Source organism: Brucella sp. TWI559 (assembly GCF_039674265.1).
Lineage (GTDB): Bacteria > Pseudomonadota > Alphaproteobacteria > Rhizobiales > Rhizobiaceae > Brucella > Brucella chromiisoli.
The window spans coordinates 84,013-101,179 of the sequence record NZ_JBDJNE010000005.1 but is presented as its reverse complement, the minus strand read 5'-3'; the positions used below and the strand labels follow the sequence as shown (position 1 = coordinate 101,179).

Here is a 17,167-nt window from a genome sequence, read left to right as displayed (position 1 = left end):
AGCCGGGCTTTCCCGACTGACTGGGTAAGACGTTATTGCTTATTTTGCTTTGTCAAAGGCTTCAGACAGTTGCTGGATCGTGCTGTGAAGCGCACCGAGGCCACCGCCGACGAGATACCAGTTTTGTGCATTGAGATAGACGACCTGATCGTTCTTCCAGGCATTGGTCTGACGCACGAGTTCGTTGTCGAGCAATTGCTTGGCGGAGGTGCCTTCACGACCAATGGCCGCATCGCGGTCAAGCACGAAAAGCCAATCCGGATTGGTTTCGAGAATAAATTCCGAGCTGACTGGCTGGCCGTGATTGCCGACAGAAAGATCGGGGGCTGCTGCTTCGATGCCGAAACTGTCATGCAGCATGCCAAACCGTGAGCCGGGACCATAGGCACTGATTTTGCCGCCGGAGGTCAGGATCATCAGGCCGTTGCCTTTGCCCTTGGTCTTTTCTTTCAGCGCAGCAAGTTCGCTGTTGAGCTTATCAACTTCCGCTTTGGCTTCCGTTTCCTTAGCGAAAACCTTGCCGAGCTTTTCGATATTGGCTTCGGTACCGGAAATGAATTCCTTGGCCGGGACGGTGAGGTCGATTGTTGGTGCGATCTTTGCAAGTTCGCCATATTTCGCAGCCGAGCGACCACCGACAATGATTAGCTCAGGCTCTGCGGCATTGACCGCTTCGTAATCGGGTTCGAACAATGTGCCGACTTTGGTGTAATCAGCGCTTTCATATTTTTTGAGGTATTCCGGGTAAGCAATGCCGGTCGGAACACCGATTATTTTGACGCCGAGGCGGTCAAGATTGTCGAGTGTCGCAAAATCAAAAACCACAACTTTTTCAGGATTGGTCGCAACCGTGGTTTCGCCCTGCGCATGTTTTAAGGCGATATCGGCGGCGTTTGCGCCGGAGGCAAGTGCTGTTGCAACAAGTGCTGCGCCGCATAGACGGGAAAAGTGTCGGCTGAATTTCAGCATAGCGTTCAATCCTTTCGTCAATCCTGTGCTTTATAGTCCGGTTTTATGTCAGTCAAAGCCGGAAGGTTATAATTCAGTTGTTTTGTGCGCTTGGACTCTCATTGAGCAGAATGAATTTCAAACTGTCTTCAACGGTGAGGGGAATCATTGAGCCGTGGCTTTCATTATCGAAACGACGATAAGCGGCTTCAAAATCGGGCAGTTGTTTCAACTCGGTTTGAATATCTGCGCCAGATGGCCCACTGCGCAACTTCTTCAGGCGCTTGATTTCTTCTTTTGTCCGGCCCGGACGTTCGCCGCGCTTGCCGGACGATTCAACGAGCAACCGCATCGGTTTTGGATTGGCTTTGAAAGCCTCCACGAACCGATCTTTATCGGCAAGAATGGAGCGACCGTTCCACCATATCGAAGGGTCAGCGGCAGCATAAGACTGAAATGAATCTGCATGATTAAACAGCGCGTAAAGTGTGAAAAGCCCACCAAGCGAATGCCCAAACAGCGCTTGTCTGGTTGGATCGATAGGAAACCGGCTTTCAATTTCAGCCTTTACCTGATGATTGATGAAATCGAAGAACGCGTCGCGACCGCCTGTTTTTGGAATATTGGTCTGGACGGGGATGAGATCATCAGGCGTCGGAGGCGTGAGATCAAAATAGCGCAAGCGGACGATTTCGTCCTTGTCGTCAGTCGGATAGCCAATGCCGACAAATACGGCTTCGAGCTTCGGATTTTTTCCCATCAGTTTTGCTGCGATTGGCAGCATTCGATTGCCATCCGTCATATAGATGACAGGAAAACCTTCTACAGGCGCTTTTTTAGCGGGTGCGGCAACAAAAATTCGATAGTCGATACCGTTAGCTTGCATGTCAAAGGCGCTGACTTGCGGTGTGTCTGCCTGCGCGATAGCGCTCACGAGGATGCTCCCAAGCATGAAGCAAACTTTCAGAATTGTTTTTTTCATTCCGCTCATACGAGCACCCATTCCATAAAAATGACGCCAGCCCAAAGAAGCTGGCGTCAAACTGAGCATCAGAAGCGTGATGTCATGCCGAGCCAAAGACGACGGCCTTCAACGACATTGTTTGTTTCATCAACCGTGACCTTCTTGTCGAAGATGTTGTAGACGGCTGCGTTCAGCGTCACGTTCTCACTGAATTCATAGGACCCGCCGAGATCAAGGGTTGCGTAGCCCTTGTACTTGCGAGCAATCACGTCGCCTCGTTGGTTATAGGCATAAGGCTCACCGACCGTGCCGATGCGCAAACCGGCATTGATTTCGTCACCATGATAATTACCTGCCGTCCATGCCGTTAAGCCTTCGACGGGCGTTTCCCAGTCGGCGCGAATGCTGGCCATATGCTTTGGAGTACGAGCCAGCGGCAGTCCTGCATATTCACCGGTTTTTTGTTCGGAATGGGTATAGGTATAGTTTGCACGAAGTTTGATCGTGTCAGTTGCTTCCCAGTCCGCTGTGAGTTCCACGCCCTGAATCACAGCATCATCAATGTTGTAGCTGTAATAAAGCACGTAGTTCGGATCCTGATCCCAACGCAGCGGCAGGCCGGTGTTCGGGTCATATTGGATATTGCTGGCGATCTTATCTTTAAAATCGGTATAGAAGTAGGTTGCGCCCAGACGCAGCCCATGCTGGTCGTCCCAAAGTACACTTGCTTCATAGCTTGTGCTCTTTTCCGGCTGCAAATTCGGATCGCCGATGATGACGCCGCATGTGCCGTTTGGACCATACGTACAATTTCCGCCACCAGTCGTGTAAGCGTAACCGGGTGCAATCGTGCGAATTTCCGGTGCGCGGAAGCCTGTTGAAATACCGCCTTTGATAGTGAGCTGCTCGGTGGCATGCCACACTGCATAGCCACGTGGGCTCCAATGGGAACCATAGATTTCATGATGGTCCATGCGCAGGCCGCCGGTTAAGGCAAATTCAGGTGTGATCCACCACTCATCTTCTGCAAAAAGTGCCCACTGCTTGATGGTGAACTGCTCATCAAGCCCGGTCCGCCGACCGGGATTCTGGTCCGTCAGCGTGCCTTCGATAAACTGACCGCCTGTCACCAGCGTATGGTTGCCATAAAGTTCGAACGGGGTTGTGAATTTTCCGTCCAGGACAGAGTTGCGAATGTGTGGCGACCGAAGGTTCTCTACGAACTCACTGCGAGTGTTGTTCCAGCTAAAATTTGTTCTTTCAGATGTTTCCTGAAGGAAGGAGAAGTCGGAGGTTGTAGGCCCCCATCGTCCGGTGTGGCTGATCGACCAATGATTACGATCATTCAGATTATAGGTATCGACGGGGGCCGTCCCTCTGGTCGGCACCGGATCGATATTGTTTCCGACGCTTGAATCGCGATGCAGACGTGTCTTGCCGACCTCTAAAACAATGTCATGGTCGGCATTTGGCGTGATTGTCACACGACCGGTGATATCAATGTCCTTTTGCTCAGGCGTACCATTGATAATCTGGTCCTCCTGACGCTTCATACCGCGTCCCCAAAGCTGAACACCAACAAGGTTGGGCACAAGCGGGCCGGTCATGTAATAAGACCCCTGATAGGAGTTTCCATATTTGGAATGCTGCTGCATGGTCGTATCGACGCTTAGCGAACCACTCCATTTGTCCGCGACTTTCTTGGTGATAACGTTGATAACGCCACCCATAGCATCGGAGCCGTAAAGCGATGACATCGGACCACGAATAATTTCGATGCGGTCAATCGCATTGGCTGGCGGCAGGAAGCTTTGCTCAAAACCGGAATTGCCGTTGGTGCGGGCATCACGCGTGCTCTGGCGCTTTCCGTCTACGAGAATGAGCGTATAAGTGCCCGGAAGACCGCGGATAAAGATGTCACGTTCCGCAGCGGCGCCTGTTACGGCAACGCCTTGAACATCCCGCAATGCATCGCCAAGATCACGATAAGCGCCTTTTTCGAGTGCTTCGCCGGGCACGACAGAAATACTTGCTGGAGCATCGGTGATATTTTGCTCAAAGCCAGTTGCCGATATAACGATCTGGTTGAGTGTAATCCCACCCTCAGCACTCACTTGTTCGGAAGCTTGTTTCTTTTTTGCGACTTCTTCTTCTGCCGTCATTGCCGTCTGTGCGAACGCCGCTCCGCTCAGAATAAACGCTGTTGAAAGGCAGGTGCCGGCGAGGATCGCTTTTGCAAAAAGCGACCTGCTGGCCAATTGCCTGTTCTGCGAACCATAGGTGCGCAATCCCCGAAACAAGCTGGTCATTTTTCACCACCATTAAAGTTGAGTTTTCAGCTCTCCTTATGTATGGCAAGAAGGTGACGTCAATCGTCATGATTTATAACAGTTCCAAGTTTCAGAAAACGCAACTGAACGGATGAAGCAGCAATGACTGGCAAGCGTATGAAAACGCAGGCGGACGTAGAAAGTGAAAGCCTGAGGCTTGGCCAATTGCGGCTGTTGATAGCGCTTGATGCACTTCTTGTCGAAGGCAGCGTTGGTGGTGCAGCCAAACAAATAGGGTTAAGTACAGCTGCCATGAGCCGGTTGCTAGGTCAGATTCGAGAAAAATTCGACGACCCCATTTTTGTTCGGTCCGGTCGCAATATGATAGCGACACCCAAGGCAGAGGCGTTGCGCGGGCGCTTGCGCCGTCTGGCCAATGAAACGGAAGCACTGATGAATTTTGACAGCGATAATGCTGTTGAAACCCATTGTAGGAGAAAACATGGCTGGGAGCGCACAAGCACGATTGTGGCACCGCCGCCGCTCGGTATTCGTAAGGTCGTGGAGCTGGAAAACCATCCGACTCCTGAACAACTTGCAGCACAATTTGCGAATATTCAGGACGAGAATGATCCGGCTCTGCGGCTGGCAAAATATATAGGCATTACCGGACGCAAGGCTGGTCACACCCGGCCTCTCGAAATGCATGAAGCCGAAGATGCGTTCACAACAATCTTTGCAGGGCAGGCGGATCCCATGCAAATCAGTGCCTTGCTGCGTCTTATTCATTATCGCGGTGAAACTGCGCCGGAACTTGCAGGCATGGCGCAGGCAGCGAAGAAATATTATTCAACAAAAGCCGGTCTCGGCAGACCTGCTCTTGATTGGCCTGCCTATCTCTCGCCAAACTCGCACCAGTCGCCATGGTTTATGCTGTCCGCAATCCTTGTGGCACGCGCAGGTTATCCCGTTGTGCTGCATGGCAATTGCGGGATGGGAGAAATCTCGGGCAAGCTGGAGCTGGCGGCAGAGGCCATCAAAATACCGATTGCCGGTTCATTGTCGCTCGGCGAGGAAGCTCTGAACGCACATGGCATCTGCTTCATGCCTTTGGCGGGATTTGCCCCACAAGTGCATGCATTGCTCGCACTTTATCCGCTGTTTCACTCCAGATCGTCCATCAACAGCCTCGCGCATCTGCTCAATCCAATGCAGCTTTCGGCGTCATTTCTTGGTGTCACGCAGCCAGCCTATCGCGAACTGCACCGTGATGCGGCGGCGCTTTTGGATTGGCAATCGGTCTCGGCGGTTTCGACAAGCCGTGACGTGGCGGAACTGGTACCCTTCCACGCCCATACGATTTACAGATGGGTTGATGGGCAAAAGTCTGACATGACATTGCCAACACTCTCAAAAGCGACGACAGACAAGCATGCAAGTTTGACGACGTTTGAATATTGGCTTGCCGTCTGGTCCGGGGCTGCGGTTGATGAACGCGCGGAACTGACGGTTATTGCCTCAGCCGCAATGGCCCTCATGACCGTGCTTGGGGCCGACAATGAAAGCTATGGCCAGTTCCACAAGAAAGCAGAAGAGCTCTGGCGCGCACGCCACACTGTTATGTGAGGATTGATAAGATTGTGCTTCAAATAAAATGATCGCAGTCCGGCCATCTGATTCAAATTGATAGCAACGTGTTTCGTTCGGTGGAGAAAGATATTCTATATATGGCTTTTTAGAGAAAATAATTCCCGCCTTCGCAGCAGATCGGCACGTTGTTGCGTTGTTAACGGCCAGTGTAAGCCGTAGATTTTGCGGGAATAATCGGGACTCAGCAGGCGATTGCTCAAGCTGGTATTCCAAGGAGATTTTCTATGACTGCTCATTCGCATCCGTTCAATCTGCCGCTGCTTGATATATCCCGCTATAATGGAACGCCGGAAGAACGCGCCAATTTTATCGATGAACTTCGCCGCACGCTCCATGATCATGGCTTTTTCTATCTTACCGGGCATGGCGTTGACCCTCAGCTGATCGCGGATGTTATTGCGACAGCCAAGCGTTTCTTTGCGCTGCCAAGCGAAGAAAAGCTTAAAATTGAGATGATCAAAACATCGAATTTCCGTGGCTATAATCGTGCGGGCCTGGAACGCACACGCGGAGAACAGGACTGGCGCGAACAGCTCGACATCAATACCGAGTTGGAGCCTGTCGACATTGGTCCTGACAGCCCGGCATGGAAGCGTTTGATCGGGCCAAATCAGTGGCCGGAGGCGTTGCCTGAGCTGAAGCCACTCTTGCTTGCGTATCAGGCGGAAGTGACGCGTGTTGGCATTGATGTGCTCAAAGCCATTGCGCAGGCTCTCGGGCAGAGCGAAGATTTCTTCGCGCAAATCTATGAACCGCATCCCTCGCAGCTTTTGAAGATCATTCGCTATCCGGGGCGCGATGTGGCTGAAAGTGAACAAGGCGTTGGCGCACACAAGGACGGTGGCTTCGTGACCGTTCTGCTTCAGGATGTTGTTCCGGGTCTGCGCGTGCAGCGTGAAGACGGCGTCTGGATTGATGCGCCACCTGTGCCGGGCACGTTTGTTATCAATACGGGCGAACTCCTTGAATTGGCAACCAATGGGTTTGTACGCGCTGATGTGCATGGCGTTGTTGCGCCGCCTGCAGGCACTGAACGCTTCTCCGTCGCGTTCTTCCTTGGTGCACGTTATGATGCCACAATCCCTGTTATTGATTTGCCGGAAGACTTGAAGACAAAAGAGCGCGGCGTAAGCGTTGATCCGCTCAATACGCTTTTCCGCGAAGTGGGGCAGAACAATTTGAAGAGCCGCCTGCGTTCACATCCAGACGTTGCCCGCGCCCATCATCAAGATCTGCTGGACTCGCCGGAATTCGCCAGTCTCAAGCTGGGGGCTGCATATTAGAGTAGTGCTTTTGAAAGCGGGGATGCGTTCTGGGAAAAGCAGAGAAGTGAACCCGTTCCTTGCCGGCCGAATGCTAAAGTCGCTTTGGGTCCATCAAGGAACAGGTTCGGGGGTACATATATATCATCCGCCCATTACGCCATTTATTATAGCTGGCAGGAATCACAGATAAATAAAGCGCCGGAGACCCGGCGCTTTTATTTTATTTTGTGGGTGTATTTCAGCCACTGATCAGCTTCACTTCCATGAAGTCTTCCAGACCCCATTTGCCGCCTTCGCGTCCATTGCCTGATTGTTTGTATCCGCCGAACGGACTTCCGGCAACGCGCGATGTGCCGTTGATCTGAACCATGCCAGCGCGCAGCTTTCGCGCAACGCGCTTTGCCCGATCCGCATTGCCGGTCTGAACATAAGCAGCAAGACCATAAGGCGTATCATTGGCAATCGCGATGGCGTCTTCTTCCGTGTCGAAAGGAATCATCGCCAAAACCGGGCCAAAGATTTCTTCGCGCGCAATGCTCATATCATTGTTCACATCTGCAAAGATTGTTGGCTTGACGAAATCGCCTTCAGAAATACCGTCCGGACGGCCTGTTCCACCGGCAACCAGACGCGCACCTTCATCAATGCCCTTCTGGATCATTGTTTGAACCTTTTCAAACTGAACAGATGAGGAGAGGGGGCCGATATGTTCGCCCTCCTTTGCCGGATCATCGACCTTGGTATTTTCGGCTGCTTTTTTCGCAAACTCGACCGCCTTTTCGTAGACCGAACGCTCAACCAGCATACGCGTTGGCGCATTGCAGGATTGGCCTGTATTCTCAAAGCAATGGTTTACACCGCGTTTGATGGCCTGTTCGAGATCGCTATCCGCAAACACGATGTTAGGTGACTTGCCACCAAGTTCCAGCGAAACACGCTTCACCGTCGCAGCCGCTGCACGCGAAACAGCCGTACCCGCACGCGTTGAGCCGGTGAAAGACATCATGTCGATATTCGGGTGCTGCGACATTGCTTCACCAACGATCGGACCTTCCCCATTCACAAGATTGAATACGCCTTTTGGCAGCCCGGCCTCATCGATAAATTCGGCAAAGAGCATGGCCGACATGGGAGAGATCTCGGATGGCTTGAGGATAACCGTGCAGCCCACGGCAAGAGCCGGGATAACCTTGAGTGAAATCTGGTTCATCGGCCAGTTCCATGGGGTAATCAGGCCACAAATGCCAATCGGTTCATGTACGATTGTCTGATTGGGGTGCTTGGGCGAAAGAATTTCCTCGAATTCAAAATTCTCGAATGCAGCGATAAAAGCCTTTGTATGCGACAGTCCCGCAGCGGCTTGAGACTCGCGCGCAAGTTTGATCGGCGCGCCCATTTCCTTGGAAATCGCCTGTGCCATTTCCTCAAGGCGGCGTTCATAAACATCCACAATACGGCGCAGATAACCAATGCGTTCTTCAGCGGGCGTTTCGCTCCATAGTGGAAACGCTTTGCGTGCAGCAGCGACTGCAAGATCAATATCCGCAGCCGAACCCGCAGAAATAACCGCATAAGGTTTTTCAGTTGCCGGATTGATGACCTCAATTGTCTTTGCCTCCAACGGAGCCTGCCACGCGCCGTCGATATAAAAATCCGTTTTCTGATCCAGATTTTTCTGAAGCATGATGAAGTCCTCCATGGGTGCTGATTTGATTTTAAGGGACGCCATTTCGCCCATTCCCGACGACGCATTATGCGCATTCATTTCGTATTCTAAACGATGCACCTTTCCCAAATACGGCTTCGCTTTTGGGTCGCATTTTTCGCTTTGCGGAAACTACCTTCCATTCATGACGAGGTCAAAACAGAAGAAAGAATGGAACAATCAAATTTTCTTATTCATTATCGTAGGCTCCGAATTCGATGCCGAGCGTTTCCAGACCTTCTTCGATGTAATCACCTAAAAGAGGAATACCGAGCAGGTATTTCGCTTCACGTCCATTGTGACGATCTCCGGCTGTCGAGAGGGCTTCTTCCCATTCCGCAGCGCTGAAATCACCACGACCAACCCAGACCAGCGCCAGCAATTCGATGCGTTCATCTTCATTTAGCGATTGGATGGCCGCAATCAGTTCCTTTCGGGTCGGGTTGTCGACGGAGGAATCCAGAATGTCGACATCACCATCATCTGCTGCATTGGAGCCGGAAGATTCGTCCACCGCAGGCACTTGAACGTCATACTCCCGTGCTTTGGAGATGATGAATTCGATATTTTCAATATTATTGACCAGTTCGACCATGATTTGCCTCCGTTGTTCGCAGTCATTGCTTGTCGAGCGCTGCAGGATGGGTCTGCTTCTGGATTGTGCTCTAAATAGAGAAGAATGGCAAAACCCAGTCGGCTATCAATTTAATCGACAGACCGAAAAGTGTGATTTGCACCAGCAGAAAAAACGGGCCATCCGGCATGACACGCGTAAGCTTTGCACCAATAAAGGTCCCGATGATTGCTGCTGGTAACAACCACAGGCCCAGCGACCAATCGAGATTGGAGAATTGCTGCAACTGCCAGTAAGGGATCAGCTTAACAGCATTAACGATGGCAAAGAGAATGGTCGATGTGCCTGCGAAAACCAGCTTTTCGAGATGTTGAGGAAGTACATACATCTGAAATGGCGGCGCACCTGAATGGGACACAAAGCTGGTAAGTCCGGTCAAAATTCCCCAGAAAGTGCCTCCCGGAATATCGGCCTTGCGCGCCTTACGGCGATATTTCGCGCCCATCCAGACATTGAAGCAGAAGAACAGGCCCACTAAGCCCACAAGCATGCCGATGAAGGTGCTTGAAAGATGTGAACTGAACAGCCAGCCCAATCCGACGCCAACAATGGCTGCGGGTGTGAGAATAGCGAGATTGCGCGCTGAAAAATGGTGCCGGTAAAGATAGAGGCCGAACATGTCACTTACGACATAGATCGGCAATAAGAGGGCTGCGGCTGTCACAGGCGAAATAACCAATGCCATCAATGGCACTGATAATGTGCCGACAGATGGCAGTCCGCCTTTCGATAATCCCACCAGAAAGGCCGCAATAACGGCGACTGTCATAAACAAAGGCGTATGTTCAAGCATTCAGACAGCCACCATTATATAATTTTGGCAAGAGACTCTCGCTCAGCTGTATCAGTTATTTACCCGTTTCCAATAGCGCGGCTGCCCAAAATGTGCGACCTGCCTTTGAAGAATTGCGGTCTATTTATCTTCGGCCAAAGCCGAGGACGGGTCAGATGTTGCCACGGCTGCCGGACCTTCAATTCCGCGCTGGCGTTCACGGACGAAAGTAAACAGGCCGGAGATGGTGATCAAAACGATGCCGATGAGCATTGGCAGATCGATGCGATCATGAAAGATAAAATAGCCAAATAAAATGGCCCAGAGCATCTGGCTATATTGCGGAGATGCAATGGCGCTGGCTGGCGCACGTTGTGCGGCAAGCATCAAAAGAATATTGGCGAATGCTGCCAGCAGGCCATAACCTGCCAGATAGGTCCATTGAATGGCGGATGGCGTCTGATAGCTCGGGATCATAAGCGCGCCGCAGATAAGGATCGGCCCGACCAGACCGGCGGTGTAAAGCGAGATGCGCTTTTCCTTTTTTCCCATAGCGCGAAAAATAACGATGCTGAACGCACCGCCGAGGCCTCCGCCAAGCGCACCAAGATGACCGATCGATAATTCGCGGAATCCCGGACGCAGAACCACCAAAACGCCGATAAAGCCGATGATAACTGCCAGCCAGCGGCGCCAGCCTACCTGTTCTTTGAGAAAAATCACGGAAAGGATTGTAACGAAAGCAGGCAGCAGAAAGATGAGTGCAAATGCCTCTGCCATGGAAAGATGGGTAAAGGCGACTACACTGCCAATCACCCCCATCGCGGCGGTCAGTGTTCGCAACAGCCAAAGCTTGAGATTGGTTGTCCTGAACATGTCCAGCCATTCGTCGCCGGGCTTTTTGGTAAAGGGAATGGCAAGTATACCCAGAACGGCACCATAGAAGGCAACTTCATAAGGGGAGAGTGTGCCGTCCAAAAACTTGACGCAGGCATCGCTTACAGCGAATGCGGCATAGGAAGCGAATGCGAGGAAAATACCGTAAAGCATTGTGATGTCCGAATATGGGCCAAGGATAGTTTCCTCCGCGGATCGGATTAATCGATTAAAGCCGATTTAGCAAAAGGCAATTTTGTAGAATTTCGAAAAACCGACCTAAAGTTTATCGCGCTTGATCGCGCAGATGGCACTCGCTCTAAACTGCTTTAATTACCGGTGGTTTGCAAACGTTCAATGAACCCATTTTGCTGCGGCATGCTTTCGCTGTGCAGCCTATGGTGCAGGGGATAGCTGCCTTTTTAAGGCAGCGAGCTCCACCGAAAATGCATGCCTCATTTGCAATCATATCCGTGGTGGAATTTTGTGCAAAAGACTATTTATGAGGCATCCAACGAGGAGAGAAGAAATGAACATTCGTCAGAAATTCCAGCAGTATGTTTCCCGCCGTCGTGCAATGCGTGAACTTGGTGCGATGGACGATCATCTTCTTGCCGACATCGGCGTATCGCGTTCGCAGATTCAGAGCGCAGTGTTCGGTAAGTAATCACTGATGGTGCGGCTCACAATCGATCGCCCCGAAAGTGAAATTCAATCAATATAACAAAGCGTCGGTCCTCCAGTCCCGGCGCTTTTGTTTTTAAAAATGGCTTATTATAGATCATTCCATTAAAGCATTTTGATATCGCGCGTTGATTGCGTTTCTGTTCCAGAGTCAATTTTTTCTTTTTGAGACAAAACACCCATTAAATTGGGACGTTCTTCTCTTGCTTATGTATGCAGCTCTTGTAACCTGTATTTGTGTGGGGGCCAGCGATGAAGCTACGCTTCTTTATAGATGTAAAGATAGTTTAGCATCGAAAATCATCACTGCTGATTAGATAGAAGCTTTCATTCCGTAATTGTATACTGTCCCATACGTAAGGCATTATCGTAATTGGAATGTATTGCGGGCTCTAGCCCAAAACGGAATATTAAATATTAAGGCTTGCACATCGGGTAGCCACACGCTTATGTGGCTACCCGATGTTGTGTAAGGCCTTCCCATGATCAATCTCATTCTCAATGGAATAATAATCGGCATCGGTGCGACGATTGTTATGGATGTCTGGGCGCTTGCGCTTGCGCAGTTTCCCGGTCAGTCGCGCCCGAATTGGGGTCTTGTTGGCCGCTGGTTCTGGCATTTGCGCGACGGGCAGATATTTCACGATGACATTGCTGCATCCCGGCCCTATGCGCATGAGGTCGCTTTGGGCTGGATTGGTCATTATGCCGTTGGTATTCTTTATGGCGTTATTTTTGCGCTTTATGCCGGCAGTGTATGGTTCGCGAATCCAGCATTTCTTCCGGCATGGATATTTGGTCTCCTGACAGTGGCTGCAGGCTGGTTTTTGTTACAGCCGGGCTTGGGAATCGGCTGGGCAGCATCGCGATTGCCCAATGCGCGCACGGTGAGAGTGCTGAATCTGGTTGCGCATACATTCTTTGCGCTTGGCATGTATGGCACCGCAATTTTGCTAAAAATATTATGATAAACAATTAGATAGTCTTAGAAGATCAACGTTGGGCATCTGTCATTTTTGAAGCTCTTTCAAAAAATAAAGCCTGAATGGACGGCTGGCGCAGCGCAAAATCTCGGTCCAAACTAAATCACGTTAATAAACAGGCATTCTTGCGGCAGAACTGTGTTTTTGATCGTATTGGGTGTATGGGGAACAAATCCGCTTGCTGTTATGTGGCTGCGGTTAACAAATACGGCATTCGCAATAGATTGCACTGATTAAAAGTGGCTGAGCGTTCTCTTTCGCGTTGCGTCATTCATTGGTGTTATGGAAAGCGAGCTTTTGCCCTGGAGGGACCATGCTGGAAAAGCTGTTCAAGTTGCAGGAACACGGCACATCGGTGAGAACGGAAGTTATCGCCGGTTTGACGACCTTCCTGACCATGTCTTACATCATCTTCGTCAATCCTGATATTTTGTCCAGCACGGGCATGGATCGCAACGCGGTTTTCGTTGCAACCTGTCTTGCGGCGGCATTGGGTTCGATCGTCATGGCACTTGTTGCCAATTGGCCGATCGGCATGGCTCCGGGCATGGGCCTGAATGCCTTTTTCGCCTTCACAGTTGTGGGCGCTATGGGCTTTTCATGGCAACAGGCGCTTGGCGCGGTGTTCATCTCTGGTGTCATCTTCCTGCTCCTCACCGTAACAGGTATTCGACGTTGGCTGGTTGAGGGTATTCCACAATCATTGCGCAGCGCCATTGCAGCCGGTATTGGCATGTTTCTGGCGTTGATCGGTCTTAAGAATGCAGGCATTGTTGTTGCTAATCCGGCAACACTGGTCGGTCTTGGCGATTTGCATGGTGCCGGTCCGCTTCTGGCGATTGCAGGCTTTTTCATCATCGCAGCTCTGGATGCGCTCAAAATTCGCGGCGCAATTCTGATCGGTATCCTCGTTGTTACCATTGCATCGATTTCGCTCGGCATTACGCAGTTTAATGGTGTGTTCGACACGCCTCCAAGTCTCATGCCGACATTCATGCAGCTTGATATCATGGGTGCATTGCATACCGGCATTCTGCATGTGATTCTGGTTTTCGTGCTTGTCGAAGTTTTTGACGCGACCGGTACGCTGATCGGTGTTGCAAAGCGCGGCGGCCTGATCGAACCGGGTAAGCCAAATCGCCTTGGCAGGGCCTTGTTTGCAGATAGCACAGCCATCCTCGGCGGCTCACTGCTCGGCACATCCTCAACGACCGCTTATGTCGAAAGCGCATCCGGCGTTCAGGCTGGTGGCCGAACAGGTTTGACAGCACTTGTTGTTGCTGTGCTGTTCCTTGCTGCGCTGTTCATTTCACCGCTGGCAGGTTCCGTGCCTGCCTATGCCACAGCACCGGCACTTGTTTATGTTGCCTGCCTGATGATGCGTGAGTTGTCAGAAATCAAGTGGGACGAGATCACAGAAGCAGCGCCTGCCGCTCTGACGGCACTTGCAATTCCATTCACCTATTCGATTGCAAACGGTCTTGCTTTTGGTTTCATCACCTATGTTGTGCTCAAAGCTGTCACCGGAAAAGCACGCGAGGTGCATCTGGCAACATGGATTGTAGCGGCATTGTTTGTGATCCGCTTCGCATTTTTCCCAGAATAACAATAAACGCCGGGGCAATACCCCGGCGTTTTTCTATCTGCTTTATTTGGGAGTTCAGATGATGGCACCGGATGAATTTAAGCTGCTTGAGAAGCTAATTGATGTCATTGAACAAGACATCATTCCTTTGACCCAACAGGGCGTTGCAAAAGGCAACAAGGTGTTTGGTGCTGCACTTTTGCGCAAGTCAGATTTGTCTCTGGTGTTGGCTGAAACGAATAATGAAACCGAAAATCCCCTCTGGCATGGCGAAGTGCACACGCTCAAACGCTTTTATGAAATGCCGGAGCAGGGGCGCCCCAACACCAAAGATATGGTTTTCCTGTCCACGCATGAGCCATGCTCTATGTGCCTTTCGGCGATTACGTGGAGCGGGTTTGATAATTTTTATTATCTGTTCAGCCATGAGGATTCACGCGATGCGTTTTCGATCCCGCATGATCTGAAAATCCTCAAAGAGGTCTTCACATTAGAGCCGGGTGGCTACAACCGCGATAATAGCTTCTGGCACAGCCATTCAATTCCAAAAATGGTGGCATCGCTGCCGGAGCCGGATCGTCAGCGGCTGGAAAAGCGACTGGATGCAATGCGCGCACAATATGATGCAATGTCCGGCGCGTATCAGTCATCAAAAGACGGAAATACTATTCCGCTGAGCTAATTCAAAGGCCGCATATCAAATCTGATATGCGGCCTTATTATTTTAAATCTTGTCGAGCAGATTGCGCTTCTGAAGGTTCTGGATCAAAGCGCGAATACCAAAAGTCCATTCGGCGCAGTTATCGGTGCGATCCACCCAATTGACGAGACATCCGAGCTTAGGCGTAGAGATTTCCACCTTGTCGCCGATTTCGTGTGTGAAGCCCTGACCTGCTCCACGACGGTCTTTGACGGGGGCAAACATTGTGCCGAGGAAAAGAACGGCACCATCAGGATATTGGTGGTTACGGTTCATCATTTGCCCGGCAAGATTTTCCGGATCGCGACTGATCGCTTCCATTGGGCTTTCCCCGGTCATTTCGAAACCATCGCTACCGGTTACTTTGAGCGAAAGCTTGAGCTTGCGCAGCACATCCATGGTGAAGTTTCCGTCGAAAAGACGAATGAACGGGCCGATTCCGCATGATGCATTGTTGTCCTTGGCCTTGCCGAGAAGCAACGCTGAGCGCCCTTCGACGTCACGCAAATTTACGTCATTTCCGAGTGTTGCACCGACAATGCGGCCATCCGAAGCCACAGCCAGGACCACCTCCGGTTCAGGATTGTTCCATTGCGAGATCGGCAGGATGCCAACCGTGGCACCACAGCCAACTGCAGACATGGGCTGCGACTTGGTGAAAATTTCAGCATCGGGACCGATCCCGACTTCCAGATATTGCGACCAGAGGCCCATTTCCTGAAGCAGCGCCTTGACCTGTGCAGCTTTCTCGGAACCGGCGGCAACGCCGCGCAGACTGTCGCCAATCACTGGTGCAAGCCGATCACGGACTTCGCGCGCGCGCGTCGGATCGCCTTTTGCCTGTTCTTCGATCACGCGCTCGAGCATGCTGTCGGCGAAAGTGACGCCTGCAGCTTTGATTGATTGCAAATCGATGGGCGCCAGCAATTCGCCTTTTGCGCCGGAAAGATAATCGTCTAAAGCTCCAAGATCGGCAAAGCGGCTGACATCCTTGAGCTCATCGACCAGTGTTTTACGTTCGAGCAAGCCGGAAACGGTTGCGGAAAGTTGAGAGAGATCATGCACACGGCCATTGGCGACCAAAACGGGGCAGGGACCATTTTCAGCCTTTGACCACACCCGGCCGATCAGAACCGCCGATGCACTGTCTTCGGGCAGGATGGTGGATGAATTCAGAATATGCTTGTCTTGCACGGATAGTCCTCCCATTTGGCAATATCTCCTCAACTCAGAAATCCGGATTGAATTGAATCCGAATTTATTGTCTGGTTGTCTGATAACTATATATACCTGCTTTGAAAACAGTTTTATGCACCAAATGCGGTTTCGACATGAAATAGTGTTTCACATTGCAGAACCATAACAGGTCAAATATCAATGGCTTCAATAGCGGTCGAGTGTCAGGACATTATGGGAGAACGCCTTGTTCGATGAAATCAGACGGAGTGAACAGCTTCCCGCCCGTATTGCTTCTGAGATTGTGCGCCAGATAACCGAAGGTAGCTGGCAACCTGGGCATAAATTGCCAACCGAACATCGTTTGGCCCAAAGTTTTGGCGTTAGCCGTTCGGTCATTCGCGAGGCTATTGCGCAACTGCGCAGCGAGGGGCTGATTGAAACGCGACAGGGGGTTGGCGCATTCGTTACCGAACCCGACCGGCGTCAAGCGATTCGTATTGAGCCTGAAACGCTTGCCGACCGCGATCATTTCCGCAGCTTGTTTCAGCTGCGCATGGCACTTGAGATTGAGGCTGCTGGCCTTGCGGCTGTGCATCACACGGCTGAGGACATGTGCAAGCTGGATGAAGCGCTCGCAGGAATGAGTGGCCACAAGAAATGGGCCGATGAAGGCATTGATGCCGATCTGGCATTTCACCGCGCATTGGCGAGTGCCACGCATAACGAATATTTTCCTCTCGTTCTTGGTTTTATTGCAGAGCGTATTAGCCAGGCCATTCGCGCCGCGCGGGCGCGTGCGGTTCTCGAAGAGATCGTTGAAATCACAATTCAGGAGCATCAAGCAGTCCGCGATGCGATTGCCGAGCGCGATCCTTTAAAGGCGCGAGACGTCATGCGAAAGCATGTGGTCGGCGCTGCACAACGCGTTAATCTTGAGTTGGAGACATTCTGA

General features: G+C 51.3%; 15 protein-coding genes. 7 read left to right on the top strand and 8 right to left on the bottom strand.

Annotated features, from left to right (window positions below; genetic code table 11):
• Positions 1 to 39 precede the first annotated feature (39 nt).
• The 3 genes from ABE530_RS08910 to ABE530_RS08900 form a co-directional block, all read right to left on the bottom strand.
• Positions 40 to 969 carry a siderophore ABC transporter substrate-binding protein gene (locus tag ABE530_RS08910; RefSeq protein WP_499694295.1) on the bottom strand — a complete coding sequence of 310 codons (930 nt, stop codon included), beginning with the start codon at positions 967 to 969 and terminating at the stop codon, positions 40 to 42.
• Between the two features lie 73 nt (positions 970 to 1,042).
• On the bottom strand, positions 1,043 to 1,882 hold the full coding sequence (locus ABE530_RS08905; RefSeq protein ID WP_499694294.1) for an alpha/beta hydrolase: 840 nt from the start codon (positions 1,880 to 1,882) through the stop codon (positions 1,043 to 1,045).
• Between the two features lie 116 nt (positions 1,883 to 1,998).
• Positions 1,999 to 4,221, bottom strand: coding sequence for a TonB-dependent receptor domain-containing protein (locus tag ABE530_RS08900; RefSeq protein WP_499694293.1), 2,223 nt, complete (start codon positions 4,219 to 4,221; stop codon positions 1,999 to 2,001).
• Positions 4,222 to 4,344: 123 nt separating this feature from the next.
• Between ABE530_RS08900 and ABE530_RS08895 the strand changes: the two genes are divergently transcribed.
• Positions 4,345 to 5,808: a glycosyl transferase family protein gene (locus ABE530_RS08895; protein WP_499694292.1), complete on the top strand. Its 1,464-nt coding sequence runs from the start codon at positions 4,345 to 4,347 to the stop codon at positions 5,806 to 5,808.
• A 248-nt stretch (positions 5,809 to 6,056) separates the two neighbouring features.
• Positions 6,057 to 7,115 carry an isopenicillin N synthase family dioxygenase gene (locus ABE530_RS08890; protein WP_265984066.1) on the top strand — a complete coding sequence of 353 codons (1,059 nt, stop codon included), beginning with the start codon at positions 6,057 to 6,059 and terminating at the stop codon, positions 7,113 to 7,115.
• A 220-nt stretch (positions 7,116 to 7,335) separates the two neighbouring features.
• On the opposite strand, the gene ABE530_RS08885 is transcribed toward ABE530_RS08890, so the two are convergent.
• From ABE530_RS08885 to ABE530_RS08870, 4 genes are all read right to left on the bottom strand, one after another.
• Positions 7,336 to 8,781, bottom strand: coding sequence for an aldehyde dehydrogenase family protein (locus tag ABE530_RS08885; protein ID WP_499694291.1), 1,446 nt, complete (start codon positions 8,779 to 8,781; stop codon positions 7,336 to 7,338).
• 211 nt (positions 8,782 to 8,992) lie between these two features.
• Complete coding sequence (locus ABE530_RS08880) at positions 8,993 to 9,397, bottom strand: DUF3775 domain-containing protein (protein ID WP_265984069.1); 405 nt, start codon at positions 9,395 to 9,397, stop codon at positions 8,993 to 8,995.
• A 70-nt stretch (positions 9,398 to 9,467) separates the two neighbouring features.
• The gene (locus tag ABE530_RS08875) at positions 9,468 to 10,229 is read right to left on the bottom strand and encodes a sulfite exporter TauE/SafE family protein (RefSeq protein WP_265984071.1); all 762 of its coding nucleotides are present in this window, start codon (positions 10,227 to 10,229) and stop codon (positions 9,468 to 9,470) included.
• Positions 10,230 to 10,349: 120 nt separating this feature from the next.
• Entirely contained in the window at positions 10,350 to 11,258 is a 909-nt protein-coding gene (locus tag ABE530_RS08870; protein ID WP_265984072.1) for a DMT family transporter, read from the bottom strand.
• A 355-nt stretch (positions 11,259 to 11,613) separates the two neighbouring features.
• Between ABE530_RS08870 and ABE530_RS08865 the strand changes: the two genes are divergently transcribed.
• The 4 genes from ABE530_RS08865 (at position 11,614) to ABE530_RS08850 (ending at position 15,018) form a co-directional block, all read left to right on the top strand.
• Complete coding sequence (locus tag ABE530_RS08865) at positions 11,614 to 11,751, top strand: DUF1127 domain-containing protein (RefSeq protein WP_084486677.1); 138 nt, start codon at positions 11,614 to 11,616, stop codon at positions 11,749 to 11,751.
• A 499-nt stretch (positions 11,752 to 12,250) separates the two neighbouring features.
• Positions 12,251 to 12,736, top strand: coding sequence for a DUF2938 domain-containing protein (locus ABE530_RS08860; RefSeq protein ID WP_499694290.1), 486 nt, complete (start codon positions 12,251 to 12,253; stop codon positions 12,734 to 12,736).
• A gap of 328 nt (positions 12,737 to 13,064) precedes the next feature.
• A complete protein-coding gene (locus tag ABE530_RS08855) occupies positions 13,065 to 14,357 on the top strand; it encodes an NCS2 family permease (protein WP_265984079.1) in 1,293 nt (430 codons plus the stop codon).
• Between the two features lie 61 nt (positions 14,358 to 14,418).
• Positions 14,419 to 15,018, top strand: coding sequence for a deaminase (locus ABE530_RS08850; protein WP_499694358.1), 600 nt, complete (start codon positions 14,419 to 14,421; stop codon positions 15,016 to 15,018).
• 42 nt (positions 15,019 to 15,060) lie between these two features.
• Here ABE530_RS08850 and ABE530_RS08845 read toward each other — a convergent pair whose 3' ends face one another.
• Entirely contained in the window at positions 15,061 to 16,245 is a 1,185-nt protein-coding gene (locus ABE530_RS08845; RefSeq protein ID WP_499694289.1) for a fumarylacetoacetate hydrolase family protein, read from the bottom strand.
• Positions 16,246 to 16,459: 214 nt separating this feature from the next.
• On the opposite strand from ABE530_RS08845, the gene ABE530_RS08840 reads away from it, so the two are divergent.
• Positions 16,460 to 17,167, top strand: a complete 708-nt coding sequence (locus ABE530_RS08840; protein WP_265984082.1) for a FadR/GntR family transcriptional regulator — start codon at positions 16,460 to 16,462, stop codon at positions 17,165 to 17,167.

What these genes read in the sequence shown, in the direction of transcription:
- ABE530_RS08910 (WP_499694295.1), bottom strand. Translation starts at nt 969, where the DNA reads ATGCTGAAATTCAGCCGACACTTTTCCCGTCTATGCGGCGCAGCACTT.
- ABE530_RS08900 (WP_499694293.1), bottom strand. Translation starts at nt 4,221, where the DNA reads ATGACCAGCTTGTTTCGGGGATTGCGCACCTATGGTTCGCAGAACAGG.
- ABE530_RS08895 (WP_499694292.1), top strand. Translation starts at nt 4,345, where the DNA reads ATGACTGGCAAGCGTATGAAAACGCAGGCGGACGTAGAAAGTGAAAGC.
- ABE530_RS08890 (WP_265984066.1), top strand. Translation starts at nt 6,057, where the DNA reads ATGACTGCTCATTCGCATCCGTTCAATCTGCCGCTGCTTGATATATCC.
- ABE530_RS08885 (WP_499694291.1), bottom strand. Translation starts at nt 8,781, where the DNA reads ATGCTTCAGAAAAATCTGGATCAGAAAACGGATTTTTATATCGACGGC.
- ABE530_RS08880 (WP_265984069.1), bottom strand. Translation starts at nt 9,397, where the DNA reads ATGGTCGAACTGGTCAATAATATTGAAAATATCGAATTCATCATCTCC.
- ABE530_RS08875 (WP_265984071.1), bottom strand. Translation starts at nt 10,229, where the DNA reads ATGCTTGAACATACGCCTTTGTTTATGACAGTCGCCGTTATTGCGGCC.
- ABE530_RS08870 (WP_265984072.1), bottom strand. Translation starts at nt 11,258, where the DNA reads ATGCTTTACGGTATTTTCCTCGCATTCGCTTCCTATGCCGCATTCGCT.
- ABE530_RS08865 (WP_084486677.1), top strand. Translation starts at nt 11,614, where the DNA reads ATGAACATTCGTCAGAAATTCCAGCAGTATGTTTCCCGCCGTCGTGCA.
- ABE530_RS08860 (WP_499694290.1), top strand. Translation starts at nt 12,251, where the DNA reads ATGATCAATCTCATTCTCAATGGAATAATAATCGGCATCGGTGCGACG.
- ABE530_RS08855 (WP_265984079.1), top strand. Translation starts at nt 13,065, where the DNA reads ATGCTGGAAAAGCTGTTCAAGTTGCAGGAACACGGCACATCGGTGAGA.
- ABE530_RS08850 (WP_499694358.1), top strand. Translation starts at nt 14,419, where the DNA reads ATGGCACCGGATGAATTTAAGCTGCTTGAGAAGCTAATTGATGTCATT.
- ABE530_RS08845 (WP_499694289.1), bottom strand. Translation starts at nt 16,245, where the DNA reads ATGGGAGGACTATCCGTGCAAGACAAGCATATTCTGAATTCATCCACC.